This window comes from Paraburkholderia sp. BGA-UO-ETr-F12, assembly GCF_059567945.1.
Window position 1 is genome coordinate 64,801 of record NZ_JCAQOZ010000064.1, and the last position, 22,696, is coordinate 87,496.

The window sequence follows — 22,696 nt, forward strand, 5'->3', positions numbered from 1 at the left end:
TCAGTCCCCGCAACCATTATCAAATGCGCTTGCGTGAGCAAGCTCGGCCTCGACCCTTGCCTGCCACGAGGCGCGCCGCTTCGCGCGCGCGCCTGAGTCCGCTGACGGCTCGAACACCGCGTCGGTGCCAATAGTGGCGCGGGCCTGCTGCAACGAATCCCACAGCAAGCCCGACGAACCCGCGAGAAACGCGATGCCGCGCAGGCTCGCGCGATCGCTTTCATGCATGCGCCGTACCGGCATGCCGCTCAGATCGGCCTGAATCTGCAACAGGGTGTCGCTGCCCGACAGGCCGCCGCCGACTACCAGTTCGGAGGCTTCGACGTCCGCGATCGCCTGGTTCGCGTCGATGCACAACGCCACCGAATGCGCGATGCCTTCGAGAATCGCGTAGGCGATTTCGGCTTGTGTCGTCGCGATGGAAATGCCGCACAGCGAAGCGCGCGCATTCGGTTGTAATTGCGGTACGCGCAGACCGGTCAACGCGGGCAGGAAGGTCACGCCGCGCGCCGAGTTCACCGTCGCGGCGAGCGCGCTGATCTGAGCGGGGTTGTCGAACCAGTGCAATTTCTCGCAGATCCAGTTCAGCGCCGAGCCCGTAGTCGCGACGAAGGTTTCGAGCGAGTAATGCGAGACGTTGTGCTGGCGGCGCGCGGTCATGGTCAGCGTGCCGTCGTGCGAGGTCCCTGTTACGGGAGGAATCTGCGTGCCCACCAGCAGATCGACGAAACTGCCGGTGCCGTGGACACACATCGACTGGCCGCGATCGAGACAGCCCAGTCCCACGGCGCCCGCAAGCTGATCGCCCGCACAGGCGAGAATCGGCACGTCGATGCCGAGCACCTCAGGGCGAGTTCGGCCGAATTCATCGGCATCCTGACGAAGTTCCGGCAACAGGGTCTGCGGGAAGCCGAGCGCATCGATCCAGTCGAGACAATAGCGGTGCTCGGCCAGCAGGTAGGCGCTCGCCGAGGTCGCATTAGTCGGCGTCGTCACACAAACGCGTTCGTTCGACAGATGCCAGAGCAGCCACGTGTCGATGGTGCCGAACGCGAGGCGCCGCTCGCGCTGGGCGAGGACGACTGAGGGCGTCGTTTGCAGGTGATGGGTTGCCCACAGATAGGGCGAGCGCACGCCGGCAGGGCGTCCCACGCGTTCAATCAATGTGCTGTCCCACTTCGCGGCCAACCGGTCCAGTTCGCTTGCGTGGCGTGTGTCCTGCCACACCATCGCGGGCACCAGCGCGCGGCCGGTGTGGGTGTCCCACAGCACGGCGGTGGCGCGTTGCGTCGCAATGGCCAACGCGACCACGTTCAACTGCTCGCTTGCCGCGCGAGCCAGCGTCGCGCGGCACACGGCGAGGGTTTTCTCGAGGATGGCGTTCGCGTCCTGCTCGACGACGCCCGGCCGCGGGCTGTCGACACTGAGCGGCAGATACTCCAGACAGGAGACCTGTCCGTCTGCGTCGACGACTGCCGCGCGCGTGCCGGACGTCCCCTCGTCGATGGCGAGAATAACGTTTCGATTACGGGTCATTGCTGGGATTTCTCGATTGCCGGGGTCATGAATGCGGATGCTTGCTCAGCGTCGCCTTTGAATTGCGGCGCGTTGGGTTCGTTGTCGGGGGTGATGGTGGTGCGCGTCGGGTCCCACTTGATGACAAAGCAGATCACGCTCGCCACCAGCGGCACGATGGCCAGGATCAGGAAGGTGGTGTCGAGGCCGTAGCGCTCACGGAACAGCGGGAACACCAGCAGGCCCAGCGCGGCGCCGATCGACCCCAACGCGCCGATCACGCCGTTGGCGCCCGCGCGAATCTCGCTGCGAAACGACAGCGAAGAAAGACTCTTGCCGTTCGCGCCGGGCCCTGAAGAGTGAAACAGAATGAACAGCGACGGCACGATCACCGCGAGCCACAATGGCATTTTCGAACCGAACAGGCCGAGTACCACCAGCATTACGAAGACCGCGGCGAAGCCGAATGCGGACGCGCGCCGCAAGCCGAATCGCTTGCCGATGACCGGCGACATGAAGCCGCCGAAGATGCCGAACACGTTGAAGAGCAATGCGCCGAGCGTGGCATAGACGAAATCCTTGCCGAACAACGCCGCGCTGATCAACGGCAAATACCAGCCGATCGCGAAGTACTGGATCGACTGGCCGACCTGAACGGTAGCGGCGAGCAGGGTGCGTGGCAGATAGATGCCGCGAAAGATCAGGGCGACGTTGGCGAGCCCACGGGTGGCCTGATTCAGCACCGGCACGCGCTCTTCGACGGGCGCGGCAGAGAAGGGGCGCCCGTAGATGCGGCTCATCGCAGTGGCGGCTTCCACCAGACGTTCCTTGCGCGCGAGCCAGATCGGGCTCTCGACCAGAAACACCAGTTGCAGCACGAGGATCGCGGCGCCGAACAGGGCCGTTGCCGCCACCGAATAGCGCCAGATCGAGTCGCCGACGTGCCAAGATTGAAACAGCAGTGCGAGCAGCAGGTTGGAGCAGACGGCGGTGTACCACATGCCCTGCCATGCATTCAGGCGGCTCTTCAGTTTGACCGGTGTGAACTCGGCGAGCATCGCCATCGCAATCGCGAAGTCGATCCCATAGGCCATGCCGACAAAGAAGCGGCCTGCCAGAATGACTTCGAAGCCCGGTGCGAACACCACCAGCACGGCGCCGATCACCGCGAGCAATTTGGCTAGCACTAATGGACGGATGCGCCCCCAGCGATCGGCCATCCAGCCGCCAATGGGATTAAAGGCAATGGCAACCCACGACGCAAACGACGTCATGAGCGCAATTTGAGGCGCGCCGAGATGGAGATCCCGCGTCATGGGCCCGAGGCCCGCGCTCAAAGCCGAATTGGAGAATGCGTCTAGAAACAGGCCACCGAGTGCGAGCCACCAGATAACGCCGGCTCTACCGGGAATGCCTGAACATGAATCGATGAATGAAATGACATCGTCAATGCCACGAATCTTAATCGCGATCGTTTGCACAATCGGTCTCCTTTAGTTTTTCTGTAAGAGGCCGATGCTGTTCGCGGAGCAAATCGCGAGTGCGTTTGCGATTACGTTTCGCTCACGCGCAAGAGACCATCTTACAGATAGTCTCTTATCTAGATCTGCAGGCAAACTTTATGATGCGTCGCGAAAAGTGTCAAGCGTTGTGACGAAGAGAATGTCGACCGAGATGAGTTGGCGTGGGGAGGGATTTCCACTATTGCGCGACTGTGTTCCGTTTCGCGTGCTCTGACAGAAGATATGGATGCCTAAGTTAATTTCGTTTCATGAGCGGCCCGGACTATCTGACGATCACTGGCCGCGTGATGTTCTGCACCGGGCACGGACCTTCTGACCGTCCGACTGCCCGCAGTCAACGCCGCACTCCGCAGGAGCCGTGTCCCTTGAGGCAACTCCACCGTTTCATCAGACAAATCTATCGAGATTGTAAGGTTATTCCGATTCTTGATTGAGAATGATTCGCGTTTACGTTAGATTGACGCTCTTCCTTGAGAAATGCGGAGCGAATCTATGGCTGAGGTGCTCGTCCGGCAGGAGCCTTCAACAACGATACCGATGCCTGTCCTCAGTATCGGCGACGCCCGTCCTCCGGGTCCGCGGCGGTCTCGCGGTCACGCCCGTTCCGTCGATCGGGAGAAGGGCGCGCTGCTCGACGTGCTGATCGCCAACCGCCCAATGCTTGTCAATCTCGCGCGTGGCTTTGTGGGTTGCGCGAGTCTGGCGGAGGACGTAGTGCACGACGTCTTTATCAAGCTGGTCGACTTCCCGGATCAGGAGGCCGTGCGGCAACCGGTGGCCTACGTGACCCGCATGGTGCGCAACGCGTCGATTGATGCGTTCCGCCGTCAGAGCCTCGAAAACACCTATCACGCTGACGAAGACGACGGCCTGCATGTGCCCTCACCGGAGCCTTCGCCTGAAGCGGCGCTGCTCGTGCGCGACACGCTGCGGCACGTCTACAACGCACTCGAGCAATTGCCGCCGCGCAGCCGCGCGGCGTTCGAGATGGTGCGCTTGCGCGAGGAAACGCTGCAAAGCACCGCACGCGCCCTCGATGTTTCGCAAACGCTCGTCCATTTCATGGTGCGGGACGCCGAAAAGCATTGCGCCGACTGTCTCGACGCCTGCAATCGCGGCGTGGCGGGTCCCGCGTTCTGCAGCGGCCGCTCGCGGCGGCGGTAAAAAAGTGCGCACGTCAAACGTCAATTGAGTAGAGGCGGAGGGTGAGCGAGATGCCGCCGCCGCTGTTCCGGGTAGTTCATCAGCGCTTCGCTGAAGCTTCCTGACCATTCTTCGACCGAGCCATTCATCATGACGCAAGCACAGCAAACTCCTTCCGCCGCCGGCGAGGCGGACGATCTCGTCTATACGGTCGTCATCAATGACGAAGAGCAGTACTCGATCTGGCCGACCTTTCGCGCCGTGCCGGCCGGTTGGCGCGAAGTGGGCGTGAGCGGTCCGAAGGCTGCTTGTCTCGCGCATATCGACGCTGTGTGGACCGACATGCGTCCGGCCAGCTTGCGTCGTCACATGGACGGGACCGCCTCGAAGGCGAGCGCATCGTAATCGGGACGGCCTGGATACGCACTGGGGCAAGTCGCTTCTGCAAGAGGAATTCGCATGACCACGCTTTCGATACCGTTGCCCACGCTCGCCGATTTGTCGATCGAGCCGGGACTGCCGACTGTCGTCTCACCGCGCGCCGGCGCGGACATTTCACTGGAAGAGGCGGTGACGCTGCTGCATGCGATCGTTGACGACACGCTCGAACGGGCTGGCGGCGTGCTGTTCACCGGTTTTCGCGTAGCCTCGATCGAGGCCTTCCAGCGCTTTGCCGGTTCGTTCGGGCATCCGTTGATCGGTTATGAATTTGCCTCGACGCCACGGAGTCAGGTCGAGGGCGCGGTGTACACGTCGACGGAATATCCGCCGCATCGGTCGATTCCGCTGCATAACGAGCAGTCGTATACGCGCGAGTGGCCGTTGCGCATCTGGTTCCACTGCGTGCTCGCCGCGCGTTCGGGCGGCGCGACACCGATTGCGGACAGCCGCGCGATCTATCGCGCACTCGATCCGGCGCTCGTCGAGCGCTTTGCGAAGCGCGAGTTGCTGTACATCCGCAACTTCGGGCAAGGGCTCGATCTGCCGTGGGAACAGGCCTTCGGTTCGGACGACCCGAGCGTGGTCGAACGGATTTGCCGCACACGTGGCATCGATTGCGAATGGCGCGACAGTGAAGACGGCGAACGGCTGTTGCGTACGCGTGAGCGCTGTCAGGCGGTGGCGCGTCATCCGCGCACCGGCGACAGGGTCTGGTTCAACCAGGCGAATCTGTTCCATCTCTCGTCGCTCGATGAAGACATGCAGGAAGCGTTGATCGATTCGGTGGGACTTGAAAACGTACCGCGCAACGTCTATTACGGCGACGGCGAGCCGCTCGAAGCGGATGCGCTCGCGGAGATCCGCGGTGTGCTCGATCAGCAGCGCATCGTATTTCCATGGCTGACGGGCGACGTGCTGATGCTCGACAACATGCTGACGGCGCACGCCCGCGATCCGTTCGAGGGGCCGCGCAAGGTGGTCGTGGCGATGGCGCAGAGCTATAGCGAAGGCCACGGCAAAGACGCGGGTTCGGACTGGATCGAAGGCGGGCAGCGGATGGCCGCGCCATGACGAAAACGCAGGGCGCGGCACTCGCGGCGCATTCGCTGACGGTCGGCTACCGCGATCATGTCGTGCTCCACGGTTTGAACCTGACAATCGCGGCCGGCCGCGTCACCGCCTTGTGCGGACCGAACGGCTGCGGGAAAAGCACCTTGCTGCGCACGCTCGCCGGTTTGCAGCCGGCGCTTTCCGGCAGCGTTGAAGTCGACGGCAAGCCGCTCGCTTCATACCGGCGCCGAGCGTTGGCGCGCACGCTGACGATGCTTGCGCAGTTCAACCAGATTCCTTCCGGGCTCACCATACGCGAGCTGGTCGCGTACGGCCGTTATGCATATGGTGGCTGGCTGCGTGGACTTTCGCGCACGGACCATGCGGCCATCGACGAAGCGCTCGTCGCGAGCGGACTCGCCGACGACGCCGCGCGCGACGTCGCCACGCTCTCGGGCGGCGAACGCCAGCGGGCATGGATTGCAATGGCGCTCGCGCAGCAGGCGCCGATCGTGTTGCTCGACGAGCCCACCACGTACCTCGACATCCATCATCAACTGGACATTCTGCGGGAGTTGCGGCGCCTGAATCGCGAACGCGGGCTTACCATCGTCTGGGTGCTGCACGACCTGAATCAGGCGGCGGCCTACAGCGACGAAATCGTGCTGATGCGAGCGGGCCGCATCATCGCCCATGGTTCTCCCGATGCGATGCTCGACCCACGTCATCTGAACGACACCTTCAGTGTGCCGATGCTCAAGATCGCCCATCCGCAGACGGGTGCGCCGATGTGCGTGCCGGCATACGAGGACAACACCGCGGATATGGTTAGCGCTGGCTTCGACGACGAGGTCCTGAGCGATGCCGCGTCGACGGGCAAGGACCTCGCCGCATGACCACGCTTGCAGCGCGCAAACGGCTGCGCCGCCACGAGTCTTCAATCGACGGCTGGCGCGCGCCCTTAAAAAACCGCGCAGGAATGATCGGCGGCGCGCTCGCCGTGTTGATCGTCGTGGTGGCCGCGTTGCGCCTCGCACCCGGTTTTCGCACGTGGCTCGCCGCGCCCGCGGGCAGCGACGCCGCGCAACTCGCCGGCATTCTGCTGTTCGACCTGAGCGCGCCGCGCATTCTGGCGGCGTTGATCGCAGGTGGCTGCCTCGCCGTGGCTGGCACATTGTTTCAGTCACTGACGCGTAATCCGCTGGCTTCGCCGGATCTGCTGGGGATCACCGCAGGCGCTCAACTCGGCTTGCTGGCCGCGCTGCTCGTGCCGTCGCTGGCGGGCGTGGCGTCGGTGCCGCTCCTGTTCGTTTGCGGCCTCCTGGCCGCCGCGTGCGTGGCCGCCGCGGCCGGCGGCTGGCGTGCGACGCCGTTGCGGCTCGTGCTTGCCGGCAGCGTCTGCATGCTGCTGTTCTCCGCGCTCACCACGCTGATTCTCGCGTTTTTCGAGCAAAGCATTGTCGGCATGTCGCTGTGGGCGAGCGGCAGTCTCTATCAACCGGGCGCGGCGGGTTTGAAGATCGCGGCCGCCTGGCTCGTGTTGCCGCTCGCTGCGCTGCCCTTCGTGATCCGTCCGCTCGACCCGCTCGCACTCGGCGACGACGCTGCCGCGTCGGCGGGCGTGCGCGTCGACGCGACCCGGTTCGCGGCGATGGTCGTGGCGGTGGGTTTCGCGAGCGTTGCGGTGAGCGTGGCGGGACCGCTGTCGTATGTCGGCCTGATCGCGCCGAATCTGCTGCGCGAGGTGCGTGGCGCGAAGGCCTCGCGCCTGGCCGTGCTCGTGCCGTTGTCCGCGCTGGTGGGCGGCGCGCTCGTGCTGTGCACCGATAGCGCGGTGCTGGCGCTCGATCTCGACACGACTCTCTCGACTGGTGTCGCGATCGCTTTCGTCGGCACGCCATTGATGCTGGCGATGATTCGCAGCGGCGCGGCGTGGTCGGGTGCGTTGCATGCCGGCCAGGACCGCGCCGCCGTGCGCGCCGGGACGCGCTTTGTGCGGATGCTCGATGCCTGGCCATGGCCGCTGACGGCGGCGGTCTTGCTGATGTTCGGCGTCCTCGTCGTCTGCGCCGGTGCGTCGTTCGGACCGACCACGATCGATGTGCATCGCTGGTTAGCCGTGCTGGATCAGCGTGATGAACTCGCGCGCATGCTGCTCGATTTACGCCTGCCGCGGCTCGTCTGTGCGTTGCTCGCCGGAGCATTGCTGGCGGCGAGCGGCGTGCTGATGCAGAGCATCGTGCGCAATCCGCTTGCCGGGCCGGAAGTGCTAGGCGTGACGCAAGGTGCGGGCCTCGCCACGCTTACGGCGCTCGTCGCGTGGCCGCTCGCTGGACATTCGACGTTGGCGTTTGCCTCGCTTGCGGGCGGCGGCGTGACGCTGGCGCTCACGCTCCTGCTCAATCGGCGGCATCGCTACGCGCCGCTGGCTGTCGCCCTGACCGGCATCGTCATCGGCACGCTTTGGACCACGCTGTCTCAATGGCTCATCACGCAACAAAGCGTGCAACCCGCACGGTTCGTGGTGTGGCTGGTCGGCGGCACGTACGGACGCAGTTGGGGCGAAGTGACGGCGCTCCTGCCGTGGTGCGTGCTGGCCGCGCCGGTGTTCGCGCTGCTTGCGCGGCCGCTCGATCTGCTTGCACTAGGCGATGACCAGGCCGCCGCGCTCGGTTTGCCGATTGGCGTGCTGCGCCCGCTGGTGCTGACAGTGGCGACGCTGGCCGCATGCGCCGCGGTGGCTGCGGTCGGGCCGGTCGGCTTTATCGGCTTGATGGCGCCGCATCTTGCATCCATGCTGGGGGCGCGTACGCATCGCACGCGTTTGTGGCTCGCCGCCATATGCGGTGCGCTGGTGCTGGTCGCCGCCGATCTCGCGGCGCGCACACTGCTGGCACCGCGCGAAATTCCCGCTGGTGTGCTGACAGCGTTGATCGGCGCGCCTTATCTGCTTGCGTTGCTGATCGGGGAGGCTCGGCGCGAGAAGCGGGGTAAGCGGTGAGACGGCAAGCGGTGAGACGGCCAGCGGCGCATTCGTTAAGCGCCACATCGAGCGACGATTTCCGCGCACAGTGCTTCGCGGCCCATGCGCCGGAATCGATCGCACACTATCTGGAGCATGTTTGGCTCGGCGTACCCGACGCGAGTGGCGAATCGGCGTTGGCGCAGGACGAAACCGGCGAGCCCGTCGTCATCGCCGTAACGGACCTGGCGCACTATCGCGCCGACCTGCTCGATGCCATGCATCAGGTCTACGGCGGTGAGCGTGAAACGCATGCACGTGCCTTGCTTTCGCAATGGAGCAAGTATTACTTTGGGTTCGCGGCGACCGCCGGCTTTGTGGCCGCGGCGTTGCTGGGCCGTCCGCTCGATCTGTCGCCGGAAAGGACACATCTGGTGCTGCGGGGCGGCCTGCCCGTCGCGCTCTATCTCGCGCAGGACGCATTGCAAGCGCCCGCAACCGACCCGGCAGACCGCTACGCACCGCTCGTCGATCATCTGGACGCGGTGATCGCGACGCTCAGTGCGATGACGAAAATCGCACCGCGAGTGTTGTGGAGCAATGCCGGCAATCTGCTGGATTACCTGTTCGAACACTGCGCGTCGCAATTCGATTTGACCAGCGATGCCGCCTGGCTCTTCGGCCCGCTCGCCGCCAATGGCGAGGCCAATCCTCTGCGCATGCCGGTGCGGCAAGTCACGCCCCGCGCTGCAAGCCTGCCGAACCCGTTTAGCGCACGGCGCGTGTGCTGCGTACGTTATGAAATTCCTGGAGAGACGCAACTGTGTGGACGCTGCCCCTTGCTGTTAACCATGAGCGACGCGGAAATCGCCTTGCAGGAGGCTTCGCATTGACGAGCCGCGCAAGGTCACCGCAACGGTTCAAGCGGGTTGGCGCGGCCATCGCGGCGGCGGCTGTCTTGCTCGCCCACACCCACGCGTTCGCACAGAACAGCGAAGCCACGGCCGTTCGCGCCGCCGCGCACGCACGGTCAAGCTGTACACCACTCGCCGACAACCCGATCGTCTCGCAAGCCAGTCCGTCGTTGCCCACGCAGCCCACGCGCATTGTCGTGCTTGAATTCATGTTTGCCGAAGACCTCGCCGCGCTCGGCCTCACGCCCGTCGGCATGGCGGACCCCGGGTACTACTCGGTGTGGATCGGCTACGACGAAGCGCGCCTCGCCTCGGTACCGGACATCGGCACGCGCCAGGAGCCGAGCCTCGAAGCCATTGCGGCGGCAAAACCGGATCTGATCCTTGGCGTCGGCTTGCGGCATGCGCCGATCTTTGCGGCGCTGGAGCGAATCGCGCCGACCGTGCTGTTCAAATACGGCCCGAACTTCACCGAAGACGGCGCCCGCGTGACCCAGCTCGACTGGAGCCGAAAAATTCTCCGCACCATCGGCTGCCTGACCGGTCGCGAGGCGGCAGCGCACGCAGTCGAGGCTAAGGTCGACGCGGGTTTTGCGCGTGACGCGCAACGCCTCGCGCAAGCGGGCCGCCAGGGCGAACAGGTTGCGTGGTTGCAGGAGCTGGGTCTGCCCGACCGTTACTGGGCATTTACCGGTAACAGCACGGCGGCCGGCGTCGCGCAGGCGCTTGGCCTCGAGTTGTGGCCCGCCGCACCCACGCACGAAGGCACGTCGTATGTTACGTCGGAAGATCTACTGAAACAGCCGAAGCTCACGGTGATGTTCGTCAGCGCGACCGAGCCCGGTGTGCCGCTCGCGAGCAAACTCGATTCGCCGATCTGGCGCTTCGTGCCGGCTCGCAGCGCGGGGCGTGTGGGCCTCGTCGAACGGAATATCTGGGGTTTTGGCGGGCCGATGTCCGCGCTGCGGATGGCCGATACGATGACGGAGACACTGCTCGCTCTTCCGGCGCCGCCCGCCAGCAAGTAAGCGGCCAGGTTGGCGGCTAGCCAGGCGGCTGAAGACCGCTAGTCGCCGGCCGGCCCGCTTCATCCGTGGTGCGCGCTCAGCGCTCGGCGTTCGCGTCGACACGCCCAGCATGAACTTCACCTGACTTAAGTTATCCCAGCGTGCCGTTTGCGACGGCGGTGTTCTCCACGGCTTGCGCAGTGCCGACTGTCTCGCTGACGATACTGCCGTTATCCAGCTTCAACACACGGTCCGCGAGATGGAAGTAGCGATCGTCGTGACTGATCACGAGTACCGTCTTGCCGCGCGAGCGCAGTTCCGGCAGCAGTTGCTCATAGAACACCGCCTTGAACTGCGGGTCCTGATCGGCGGCCCATTCGTCGAACAGATAGAACGGCCGGTCTTCCAGATACGCGATGACCAGCGCCAGACGTTTGCGCTGGCCGGTGGAAAGCTCACGCGTCGAGAATGCGCCGTTCACCACTTGCACCTTGTGGTCGAGCGCCAGTTTCGCGACCAGTGCGTTCGCGCGGGCGTCGGCTTGCGAGCGCGACGCAGCGTTCGGATCGACGATGCCCAGCAGCGCGTCGAACAGATGAAAATCGTTGAATACGGCGGTAAAACGCTGCCGGTACGCGGCGCGTTCGGCGAGGCCAATCGGCTTGCCGTCCAGTTCGATCGTGCCGCCTTCCGGTTCGTACAGACCCGTGAGCACCTTCGCGAGCGTGGTCTTGCCGCTGCCGTTGCCGCCGACGATAAACACCAGTTCGCCTGGCCTGAAAGTCAGATTGACGGGGCCGACGCGGAACATCCGTTCGTCGCGCTCGTGGAAATACGCGTGCGTGACGTCGCGTAATGTCAGGGTCTGGTACGGCGCGTGCGATGCGTTTTCATCCGGCGGCGGCGCGGTGCGCAGCGCGCCGAACTCGCTCATCACCTTTTCGATGCGATCGAGCGACACGCGCGCGGCATTCAGCGTCGGGACGTTGTTCAGCAAGCCGTCCAGCGGCAGCAGCATGAACAGAAACACCACGACGTAGCCCGATGCGGACGGCGCATCGGCATGCACGCCGAGCGCCGGCCAGAACGCGGCCACGCCCAGAAACACGTAGAACAGGAACACGATCCAGCCGACCCCGACCGCATAGGCGCTGAACGCATGGCGCCGGTGGTCGCGCACTTCGTCGATCGCCGAGCCGAGTTGACCGTCGACGAATTGACGCGAGCGGGCCTGGTGCAGCTTCAGCTCTTTCGCGCCGGTGAACAGCGCGCCGAGATAGCCGAACAGTTTGTCCTGCGAGCGGCCGGCGGCTTCGAGCGAGGCAATCGCCCGCTTGTCGCCCGCGTGATAGCCGAGTGAGCCGACCAGGATGGCGGCGAGCGCGAGCAGACAAACCGGCCAGGAGAGCCACGCCAGATAGCCGAGGCAGCCGAATACGATCGAGCCGTGCATCACGAGATTGGGCAGCGCGAAGAACAGCATCGACACGTTGGTGGCGTCGTCGGTCAGTACCGACTGCACGGGCGCGGCGCCAATCCGTTCGACGTCGCGCAGTTCTGCCTCGGCGACCCGCCGCGCGACGTGCTCGCGCAACTGCGCCATCGTGTCCTGCGAGAGTCGCGCGAACAGCACGCCGGTGATGACGCGCGTGACGAGCGCGATCACCGCGCATAACGCAAATCGCATCGCAAGCGACATGTCGGCGGCGCCGGGTTGCGACAGCGCGCGGCTCAAGGTCGCGACGAGCAGCACGCTGGCGATGCCGTTCAGCACGCAGGCGGTGAGTGCGATCGCGAAGGCGCCTCGCGAGCGCTTGAGCAACGCAATGATCAGCCGCATGGCCGGTTTGCCGGCGGCACGCGCGGCGGTTGAGGGAGAAGAGGAGGGGGGCGCGTCGTAGCGCTCGTTGGCAGCGGTCATCGGCAGTGTGTCGCAGTGGGTCGCAATGGATCGGTGAAATGCAGCGCATTCAGGTGGCAAATGCGGTGACAAACGCGGTGACAAATGTGGAGACAAATTCGGGCAGCAAATGCGGGCAGCAAATGCCGGCGGCAAATCAACGGGGCGCAAAGACACGCCCCTCGCCTGATAGACGAATGGCCGCTGCAAACATTTACCGTCCGGCGCGAGTTGTCTCATCAAAGTGAGGCAGTCCGAATAATTTGACGGTGACGGTAAAGATTTGCAAGCGCGGATCGTCACACCAATGAAGCGGCCCATTGCGGCCTGCGACTTGGCCGACGCGGCCAGTTCTAACGGATTTCACGCCCATGACGAGCTTCCCGATTGCGTTGCACCACCGAATCCGCGCTTTGGCGCGTGTCGAACCCGATGCGCCCGCGTTGGCGTCGTTCATGCCGCATACCGTGCGACTGACGCGCGGCGAACTGGACAGCCGCGCGGCGCGACTCGCCGCACAGTTGCGTGAAGCGGGCGTGACGACGGAGGTGCGCGTTGGCGTATGTGTTGCGCGTTCTTGCGATCTGTTTGTCGCCTTGCTCGCCGTGCTGAAGGCGGGCGGCGTGTTTGTCGCGCTCGATCCGCGTCATCCGGCGGCACGCCTCGACTGGGTCGCCCAGGACGCGGGTCTCGCTCACGGCATTGTCGATGCTTCGGCCGATGCGGTCATGCGCGCACGTTTCGCGCAATGCTTCGACGTGGCAAACGATGCTTTGGCAGACGCCGCCGCACCGCGTTTCGATGGCGACGACGAACCGGTGCATCCGCGCGCAGCCGCGTACATGATCTACACATCGGGTTCGACCGGCACGCCGAAAGCGGTTGCCGTCGAACACGGGCCGCTCGCCGCGCACGGCGACGCGCTCGCTGAGTCGTTGCTGATTGGCGCGACCGATCGCGTATTGCATTTCGCCTCGGTGAATTTCGATGTCTCGATCGAAGCGTGGCTGGTGCCTCTCGCCGTGGGCGGCAGTGTGGTGATCAGCGACCCGCCGCCGTTTCCGCCGGAAGCCACGCACGCCTTCATGCTGCGTGAAGGGGTGACCAACACCACCTTGCCGCCCGCTTATCTACGCGAATTCGCGAACGTTTGCGAGCGCCTCGGCGTACCGCCATCGCTGCGCGTGCTGCTGTTCGGCGGCGAAGCGATGTCACAGGACAGCTTCGACGAGATTCGCCGCGTATTCCCGTCGGTCAGGCTCGTCAATGGCTATGGACCGACCGAGGCGGTGATTTCGCCGATGTTGTGGCCGGTCGACCCGGATACGACGCCGATGCTCGAAGCGGGTAACGGTTACGCCTCGCTGCCGATCGGCTGGCCGATCGGACGTCGTGCGGCGCGTATCGACGGCGCAGTGCGGCGCGGCGAGGCCGGCGAATTGCTGCTCGGCGGCGTGTGTCTCGCGCGTGGTTATCATGGGCGCGCGGCGCTTACCGCCGAACGCTTCTTGCCGGACGCAAGCGGCGAACCGGGGGAGCGGATCTACCGTACCGGCGACCTCGCGCGCGAACGCGCGGACGGCTCGTTCGATTATCTCGGCCGCATCGACGATCAGGTGCAAGTGCGCGGCGTTCGCGTGGAGCCCGGCGAGATCGCGGCCTGTCTGCTGACGCATCCGGTGGTTGCCGATGCGGGTGTGATCGCCGATGCGACGGCAGGCAGGACGCAACTGATTGCCTGCGTGGTGCTGAAAGAAGCACTTGACGACGCAGCATTGCAGGCGCATCTCGGCGCGCATGTGCCACAGGCGTGGCTGCCGCATCGTTTCGCGCGCTTTGAACGCCTGCCTTACACGCTGAACGGCAAGCTCGACCGCGCCGCATTGCGCGACGCCGTGGCGGCGCTGCCGGTTGCGGCCGGCGCCGATTATGCCGCGCCCGCAACGGTCACTGAGCAACGTCTTGCCGATATCTGGCAAACACTCCTGAACGATCCCACACCGATTGGCCGTACCGACCGGTTCTTCGCACGCGGCGGCGATTCCCTCGCGGCCATGCAATTGCAGGCCGCGATCCGGATCGAATGGGGCGTGAATTTGCGGCTCGATACGTTGTTCGACGATCAGCCGCTCGAAACACTCGCGGTGCTGATCGACACCGGCGAGACGGAATCGACGGTGAGCCGGCACCAGCAGATCACGGTGCTGCAGCCTTCGGCCGCTGTGTTCGCCGACCGGGCTGCTTCGTTCGCCCAGCAGCGTTTCTGGGTGCTGGCGCAAACGCGCGATGCCGGCTCGGCCTATCACGTCGCCGTGCAATGGGACGTGCGGGGCGCGCTCGATCTCACGACCCTGCAACGCGCGCTTGATAGTCTGATCGCGCGTCAGGAAGCCTGGCGCACGACACTCGTCGAAACCGACGATGGCATCGTCATGCAGCGCATTCACGCAGCGTTGCCGGTGCGGATTGCGGAAATTGACCTGCATACCTGCGATGAGGCCGAGCGCGTGTTGCGGCTCGCGGAGTTGACGGAGCAACACGTCGGCGCGTCGTTCGATCTATCGAATGGCCCGCTCGTGCGTGCCACGCTCATTACGCTCAGCCACAACGCGCAACGTTTCCTGTTGACGACCCATCATGCCATCAGCGACGGCTGGAGCTCGCGTTGCGCGTTCGACGAACTGCAGGCGGCTTACTCAGCGTTTGTGACAGGACGCACGCCGCAGTTGCCTGCGCTGCCCGTCCAGTACGCGGACTATGCGCAGTGGCAGCGCGACTGGCTCGCCGCGGGCGAAGGCGAGCGTCAGCTTGCCTATTGGCGCAATGCGTTGCGCTCCGCGCCCGAACCGCTTGCCTTGCCACTCGACCGGCCGCGTGCGCCGCAACGCGACTATCGCGGCGGCCGGCTCGCATTGCGGCTGCCGCAAACGGTCTCCGCCGCGGTGCGCGAAGCCGCGCGGCGCGCCCAAGCCTCGCCGTTTACCGTGCTGCTGGCGGCATTCGACGCGTGGCTGTATCGCCTGACCGGTGCAACCGACATCGTGGTCGCCGCGCCGATTGCGCATCGGCAACGCGCGGAAGTCGCGCCGCTAGTCGGCCTGTTCCTCAACACGCTGGCTTTGCGCGCGCGTGTTGCGCCAGACCAGTCGTTCGCGGCGTTGCTCGACGGCGTGCGCCGCGTTGCTTTCGATGCCTTCGCGCATCAGGACGTGCCGTTCGATCAGGTGCTCGACGCCATCAAGCCGCCGGTGCGGCGTGGCGAAGAATGGCTCAAGGTCAAATTCGCGCAGCAGTTCGATCTGGAATTGACGGCTGAATTGCCGGGCGCGTCGGTGCGGATGTCGCCGGGGCTCGATCTTGCCGCCCGCTTCGACCTCGCACTCGATTTCACGGACGACCCGCGTGGCATTGAACTGGTGATCGCGTATGCGCTCGACGGTATTGATGACGCGACCGCGCAGGCCTGGCTGAATAGTTACGCCGCGCTGGTTGCCGACGCGGTGCGTGATCCGCAATGCGTGATCGCCGAACTTGATTGCGCGGATGGGCCGGAATACGACGCGGCCCGGCAGGGGCGAGCGCTTCAGCCGGAGGCGGATAGCGTGCTCGCGCTGTTCGCACGTCACACGAGTGAAACGCCGCATCGCATCGCGCTTGCGGACGCCGATACGCAGCTTACGTTCGCCGAACTCGACGACGCGGCCGGGCGCATTGCACTCACCTTGCAGCAACGCAACATCGGCGCGGAGCAGCCGGTCGCGATCTGCATTGAGCGCTCGGTGCGTTTCGCGGTGGCGCTGCTCGGCGTGATGAAGTCGGGGGCCTGCGCGGTGCCGCTCGATCCGGCTGCGCCACACGAGCGACTGGCGGCCGCCGTGGATGCCTGCGGCGCGCAATGGATGCTGAGCGCGGGTGGTGCGGTGGCCGCGTCAGCGTCGGGTAATGCCACGACGCTCGATATTGATTCGTTAGCGCAGACGGATGTTGCCGTTAGCGCCAACGCGAACACGAGCACTCACGCCATCCGTCCGGCACCGCTGCCTGACCAGGCCGCGTATCTGATCTTCACCTCAGGGTCGACCGGCACGCCCAAGGGCGTTGTGATCTCGCATCGCGCGCTGGCCGATTACGTCGCAGGCATGCTGGACGAACTCGCCTTTGCCACCGATGCCTCGATGGCGATGGTCTCAACCGTCGGCGCCGACCTCGGTCACACGACGCTGTTCGGTGCGCTGTGTTCGGGCCGCACGCTACATCTGTTGCCGGCTCAATGCGCGTTTGATCCCGATCGTTTCGCACACGAGATGCGCGCGCGCAAGGTCGGCGTATTGAAGATCGTGCCGAGCCATCTGCATGCGCTGCTCGACGCACAGCAAGCGGCTGACGTACTGCCTGCGCATGCACTGGTCACGGGCGGCGAAACGCTGCCGTGGTCGCTGGTCGAGCGGATCGCGGCGCTTAAGCCGGCGTGCCGCGTGATCAATCACTACGGTCCGACCGAAGCGACCGTCGGTGCGTTGATCTTCGACACGTCTGCTCCGTCACACGCTGCCTTGCGTTTTCCGGAAGCTCGCCCCGCGCAAGTGCACACGGCCACGCAACCTGTGCGGATCGCGCAGATCATGCAGTCGGTGCCGCTGGGCTTGCCGCTGCCCAACGCCTACGCGTGCGTGCTCGACAGCCACGGTGCGGGTGTGCCGCCAGGTGGGATCGGCGAACTGTATCTCGGCGGTCCGGGGCTCGCACGGGGCTATCTGAACCGCGCCGCCGCGACCGCGGAGCGTTTCGTACCGCATCCGTGCGCGCCGGGCGAACGTCTCTACAGAACGGGCGACCGCGTGAAATTGCGCGCTGACCGTCGACTAGCGTTTCTTGGCCGGCTCGACGACCAGGTGAAAATTCGCGGCTATCGGGTCGAACCTGGCGAGGTCAGCGCCGCGCTGCGCGCGCTCGAAGGCGTCGCTCAGGCGGAAACGCTTGCCGTGGAGCATGAAGGGCGCTTGCGGCTTGCATCGTTCGTCGCTCCGTCCGATGGTGCGCGTCTCGATGAGCCCGCATTGCATGCGGCGTTGGCCGCGCGTCTGCCGGATTACATGGTGCCGGCAGTAATGCTGATCGTTGCCGCGCTGCCTGTGACCGCGAACGGCAAAGTCGACCGTGCCGCATTGCGCGCGCTTGCCGCCGCGCCGGCGCCGGCCGTTGCCGAAGGCGGCGCGCCGCAAGGGGCAACGGAAGAGGCGCTTGCCGCGGTCTGGAAGGAAGTGCTCAAAGCCGAACGCGTCGGCCGCGACGACAACTTCTTCGAATTGGGTGGAGATTCGATTCTGGTATTGCAGGTGATCGCGCGTTCACGCAAACGCGGTGTGCGCTTTACGCCGAAACAGCTATTCGACGCGCCGACGCCGGCACAACTCGCCTGCGTTGCGACAACGGTGGATGCGGCTGCGCCGGCGACGCACGCCATGGCCTCCACAGTTAAAGCACAAGCGGCGTCGTCACAGACCGAACAAGGCACGACCCTTACGCCCGCGCAACTGCGCTTCTTCGCGCTGGATATTGCGCAACGTGGTCACTGGAATCAATCGATCGAACTCGATGCCGAGGCGCCGTTCGATTCCGATGCGTTCGCCCGCGCATTCGAAACGCTGCTGACGCATCACGAGATCTTCCGTCACCGTTTCGCCCCGAGTGGTCCCAGTGGAGAATGGCAACTCACATTTGCCCCACGCGCGTTCGAAACCCTCCCGCTCGCAGTCGCTTGCGCAGGTGACGAGAACGACGCGCTCGCCCAGTTCGACGCGCTGCAAAGCACGCTCGATCTCACGCACGGTCCGCTCGTGTGCGCGCTCGCCGCGCTGCTGCCCGATGGGACGACGAGGCTCTATCTGGCGATTCACCATCTGATTGTCGACGGCGTATCGTGGCGCGTGTTGCTGGACGATCTCGACGCCGCTTATCGCGCCGCGCGCGAGCGCCGCACGGTACGTTTGGCGTCGACGGGCACACGCGCGCAGGACTGGGCGGCGCGGCTCGCTCGTGCCGCGCTCGACGTCGCGAACTCGCCATTTACCGCCGAAGTGCCGTATTGGGCGGCACTGACGGCGCCTTACGACGATCTGCCGCTTGACCATCCACAAGCCAGGGCGACGAACGCAGACGCACAAACTGTCATTCAGACGATTAGCGCGGATTTGACGCGCGCCGCCTTGACGGAGGCAAACGCGGCCTACCGCACACAGATGCTCGAACTGCTGATCGCCGCTTTGGCACAGTCGCTCGGTTTGCCTCGCTGCCGTATCGAGCTCGAGGGCCATGGCCGCGAGGCATTGTTCGACGACGTCGACGTGAGCCGCACGCCCGGCTGGCTGACGAGCCACTATCCGCTGCAGTTCACTGTCGAAAGCACGCCGGCGGCGACGCTCGGCGTGGTCAAGGATGCGCTGCGCGCGGTGCCGAACAAGGGGCTTGGTTTCGGTGTGCTGCGCCACTACGGCGACGCGACCGTGCGCGCTGCGCTCGCCGCCGTGCCGCGGCCGCGCGTGACCTTCAACTACCTCGGCCAGTTCGATGCATCGCGCGAGGCTGCGCTGGTGCCGCGCTTCGGCGGCGTGGGTTGCGAGCGCGATCCGGCCGGTCCGATCGGTAACGCTCTGGCGATTCACGCGTATGTCGATGGCGATACCGCGCGCACGCTGAAAATCCATTGGGTGTATGGCGCGACGCAGTTCGAGCGCGCGACGATCGAAGCGCTCGCCGAGCGTTTCGAAACGGCGCTGGGCGAGTTGACCACCGCATGCGCGGCGCGTCTTGTGCAACGCGGCGGCGGGGCAACGCCGGGTGACTATCCGCTCGCGCGCGCTGGGGGGCTCACGCAGGCTGCATTGGAGCGTTTGCCGCTCGATCTGCGCACCGTTGACGATATTTACCCGCTCTCGCCGATGCAGCACGGCATCCTGTTTCACTCGCTGTTCGCGCCAGAGCAATCGACGTATGTGAATCAACTGGTCGCGACGTTGATCGAACCGGACGTCGAGCGTTTGCGCACCGCGTTCGAGGGTGCGGTGCCGCGTCACGATATTCTTCGCACCGGATTTACGCCGGATGAAGCCGCGCCGATGCAGATCGTGCACCGCCAGGCGCGCATGCCGGTCGAGATCCTCGATTGGCGCGATCGAGGCGCCGCGGCACTCGATGCATTTGAAACATGGCTCGCGGAAGACCGCACGCGTGGTTTCGATCTGACGTCACCGCCTTTGATGCGCGTCGCGCTGATCCGGGTGACCGATCAGGCATGGCATCTTGTCTGGACCCGTCACCATCTGCTGCTCGACGGCTGGAGCACGGCACGCTTTTTTGCCGACGTGTTGCGCGACTATATTGAGCCGCGGCGTCCGCAACCGTTCGCCGCGCCGGCGAAAACGCGCTACCGCGATTTCATCGCATGGCTCGCGGCACGCGACACCGAAGGGGAGCGTGCGTTCTGGATGGAGCGTCTCGCGCTTATCGACGAGCCGACTCTGATCGCCGACCGTGAGTCCAATCACAACGGCGAACCGGAAAACCCGCACGCGCCGCAACACCTCACGCGGCGTGAATCCTTTGATGCCGATACCACGGCACGTCTCACTGAAACGGCGCGCCGCCTGAAAGTCACCGTCAACACCGTGGTGCAGGGAGCATGGGCGCTCGCGCTGCAACGCATGACGCATCACAGGACTGTCTCATTCGGGGCGACCGTGGCTGGCCGGCCCGACGCGCTGCCGGACGCCGGCACGGTACTGGGCCTGTTCATCAACACGCTGCCGGTCATCACGGCACCGTTGCCGCAACGTTCTGCATCGACATGGCTTCAGGAACTGCAGCGCGACAATGCCGCGGCAGCGGAGCACGCGCATACGCCGCTCTACGAAATCCAGCAGTGGGCAGGCCAGGGTGGCGGGGCGCTGTTCGACACGCTGGTCGTGTTCGAAAACTATCCAGTCGATGAAGCCTGGCAAGGACGCGACGAACGCGCGCTCAAGCTGCGTGAGTTGCGCAATATCGAAGCAACCGACTTCGCGCTCACCCTGGTGATCGAGGCTGGCGCAACGCTCACGATCGACTATGGCTACGACGCCGCACAACTCGATGCAGCGCGCGTGGCCACTTTGCATCGCGCATTTGCCAATTGCCTGAGCGCTCTGATCGCCGATCCACACGCGCTGCTGGGCACGATCTCGATTGCGACCGCTGACGATCTCGCGACGCAGGCGAGCGCCAATGCGACCACTCGATCCTGGCCGCAAGCGCGGCAACAACCCCTGCACCGGCAATTCGCGCAGACGGCCGTCGCGCACGCTGACGCCATCGCGCTCGAATTCACCGATCCTCAAGGACGCGTGCAGCAGATGACCTACGGCGCGCTCGATGCGAACGCCAATCGGGTCGCGGCCGCGCTTATCGAAGCGGGCGTTCGGCCGGATACGGCGGTCGCGTTGTGCGCCGAGCGTTCGTTCGACATGGTGATCGCGCTGCTCGGCGTGCTGAAAGCAGGGGCAGCCTATCTGCCTGTCGACCCGGACTATCCGGCCGAGCGTATCGCGTATCTGCTCAACGACGCCAAACCGGCAGTCGTGTTGACGCAGCCGCATCTGCGGGACCGTGTGATCGCCGCGGTCGAGCATGTCGACGTCAAGACGCTGACCGTCGACGAACTGCTGGGCAGCGAGGTCGCGCTCGCCGCGGCGATGGAAGTGGCGCCGGAACAGCTGGCCTATCTGATCTACACATCGGGTTCGACCGGCAAACCGAAGGGCGCGGGCAATACGCATCGTGCGCTCGCGAACCGGATCGCGTGGATGCAGGACGCGTATCGGCTCGATGCGAACGACGTCGTGCTGCACAAGACGCCGTTCGGCTTCGACGTATCCGTATGGGAGTTTGTCTGGCCGCTCACGGTCGGCGCGAAACTCGCGATCGCGCCGCCGGGCGACCATCGCGATCCGGCGCGGCTGGTCGCGGCAATCGAAACGCATCGCGTCACGACGCTGCATTTCGTGCCGTCGATGCTTGCCGCGTTTGTCGCCCATCTGGAAGATTTCAAAGCGGCGGCGCGTTGCGCGAGCATCGAGCGGATCGTGGCAAGCGGCGAAGCGCTCGCACCGGAACTGGTGGCACGTGTCGCGCAACACTTGCCGAATGCGCGGCTCTACAACCTGTACGGCCCGACCGAAGCCGCCATCGACGTCTCGCACTGGACCTGCGACGCACGCGATGCACGCGCGGCATCCGTGCCGATCGGCCATCCGATTGCGAATCTGCAACTGCATGTACTCGATGAGGCGCTGCAGCCGTTGCCGCCAGGCGCTGTCGGTGAACTGTATCTGGGCGGCGTGGGACTCGCGCGCGGCTATCTCGGCCGTACCGCGCTGACGGCGGAGCGGTTCATCCCCGATCCTTTCGTGCAGGGCGCACGTCTCTATCGAACCGGCGACCTCGCACGCCGTCGCGCGGATGGCGCGCTCGACTATCTCGGTCGTATCGACACACAAGTGAAGCTGCGCGGCCAGCGCATTGAACCGGGTGAAATCGAAGCCTTGCTGCGTGCGCAGCAAGGTGTGCACGACGCGGTGGTGGTCGTGCGTGACGAGCAACTGATCGGCTACGTTGCGCGAGGGGCGGACCATATGATCGACACGGATGCCTTGCTCGATACGCTGCGTGCTCAATTGCCCGCGTACATGGTACCCGCGCAACTGATCGACCTGGCGGTGCTGCCGGTGACGCCGAACGGCAAGTGCGATCGGCATGCACTGCCGGCGCCAGTTCGTCGCCAGTCTTCTGGGGAAGAGGCGGCAACGTCTTTGCAAACCGGCACGGAACGCGAACTCGCTGCGATCTGGGCGCGCGTACTGCGTCTCGAATCGGTCGGCCGCGACGACGACTTCTTCGCCCTCGGCGGCCACTCGCTGCTGGCCACGCAGGCCAACGCGCAGGCCAATCTGCAGTGGACGCTGGTTCTGCCGCTGCGCACGCTATTCGACGAACGCACGCTGCAACGCTGTGCCGCCGCGATCGATCGTGCGCTGGCCGAACGCGATGCGAGCACCGGCGGGGACACCGCGAGTGCGATCGACGCACTCCTCGGTGAACTCGAACTGCAATGAGCGAACCTGCGCCCCGCCATCACGCATCACGCCCGCCTGCCCGCACTGAGCACTGAGCACTGAGCACTGAGCACTGAGCACTGAGCACTGAGCACT

At 65.1% G+C, this 22,696-nt stretch carries 11 protein-coding genes; 8 read left to right on the top strand and 3 right to left on the bottom strand.

Annotated elements, in window-relative coordinates; all coding sequences use genetic code 11:
• Window positions 1-1,536 carry an FGGY family carbohydrate kinase gene (locus tag AC57B6_RS32115; RefSeq protein WP_496422830.1) on the bottom strand — a complete coding sequence of 512 codons (1,536 nt, stop codon included), beginning with the start codon at window positions 1,534-1,536 and terminating at the stop codon, window positions 1-3.
• Window positions 1,533-2,996 (bottom strand): MFS transporter, encoded by a 1,464-nt coding sequence (locus AC57B6_RS32120; protein WP_028195024.1) that lies wholly within the window; start codon window positions 2,994-2,996, stop codon window positions 1,533-1,535. Before AC57B6_RS32120 ends, AC57B6_RS32115 begins: the two co-directional genes overlap by 4 nt.
• Before the next feature lie 534 nt (window positions 2,997-3,530).
• Between AC57B6_RS32120 and AC57B6_RS32125 the strand changes: the two genes are divergently transcribed.
• The 7 genes from AC57B6_RS32125 (at window position 3,531) to AC57B6_RS32155 (ending at window position 10,576) form a co-directional block, all read left to right on the top strand.
• On the top strand, window positions 3,531-4,202 hold the full coding sequence (locus AC57B6_RS32125) for an RNA polymerase factor sigma-70 (protein WP_081832957.1): 672 nt from the start codon (window positions 3,531-3,533) through the stop codon (window positions 4,200-4,202).
• 129 nt (window positions 4,203-4,331) lie between these two features.
• Window positions 4,332-4,586 (top strand): MbtH family protein, encoded by a 255-nt coding sequence (locus AC57B6_RS32130; RefSeq protein ID WP_028195023.1) that lies wholly within the window; start codon window positions 4,332-4,334, stop codon window positions 4,584-4,586.
• Window positions 4,587-4,640: 54 nt separating this feature from the next.
• Window positions 4,641-5,693, top strand: a complete 1,053-nt coding sequence (locus AC57B6_RS32135) for a TauD/TfdA family dioxygenase (RefSeq protein ID WP_496422831.1) — start codon at window positions 4,641-4,643, stop codon at window positions 5,691-5,693.
• Window positions 5,690-6,568 (top strand): ABC transporter ATP-binding protein, encoded by an 879-nt coding sequence (locus AC57B6_RS32140; RefSeq protein WP_454807084.1) that lies wholly within the window; start codon window positions 5,690-5,692, stop codon window positions 6,566-6,568. Before AC57B6_RS32135 ends, AC57B6_RS32140 begins: the two co-directional genes overlap by 4 nt.
• Entirely contained in the window at window positions 6,565-8,673 is a 2,109-nt protein-coding gene (gene fhuB / locus AC57B6_RS32145; protein WP_496422832.1) for a Fe(3+)-hydroxamate ABC transporter permease FhuB, read from the top strand. Before AC57B6_RS32140 ends, fhuB begins: the two co-directional genes overlap by 4 nt.
• Window positions 8,674-8,684: 11 nt before the next feature.
• Window positions 8,685-9,527 carry a siderophore-iron reductase FhuF gene (gene fhuF / locus AC57B6_RS32150; protein ID WP_496422833.1) on the top strand — a complete coding sequence of 281 codons (843 nt, stop codon included), beginning with the start codon at window positions 8,685-8,687 and terminating at the stop codon, window positions 9,525-9,527.
• Complete coding sequence (locus AC57B6_RS32155; protein ID WP_496422834.1) at window positions 9,524-10,576, top strand: ABC transporter substrate-binding protein; 1,053 nt, start codon at window positions 9,524-9,526, stop codon at window positions 10,574-10,576. Before fhuF ends, AC57B6_RS32155 begins: the two co-directional genes overlap by 4 nt.
• A gap of 130 nt (window positions 10,577-10,706) precedes the next feature.
• Here the strand turns inward: AC57B6_RS32155 and AC57B6_RS32160 are convergent, their stop codons facing one another.
• On the bottom strand, window positions 10,707-12,476 hold the full coding sequence (locus AC57B6_RS32160) for a cyclic peptide export ABC transporter (protein ID WP_496422835.1): 1,770 nt from the start codon (window positions 12,474-12,476) through the stop codon (window positions 10,707-10,709).
• Between the two features lie 350 nt (window positions 12,477-12,826).
• Between AC57B6_RS32160 and AC57B6_RS32165 the strand changes: the two genes are divergently transcribed.
• A complete protein-coding gene (locus tag AC57B6_RS32165; protein ID WP_496422836.1) occupies window positions 12,827-22,600 on the top strand; it encodes an amino acid adenylation domain-containing protein in 9,774 nt (3,257 codons plus the stop codon).
• Window positions 22,601-22,696 lie beyond the last annotated feature (96 nt).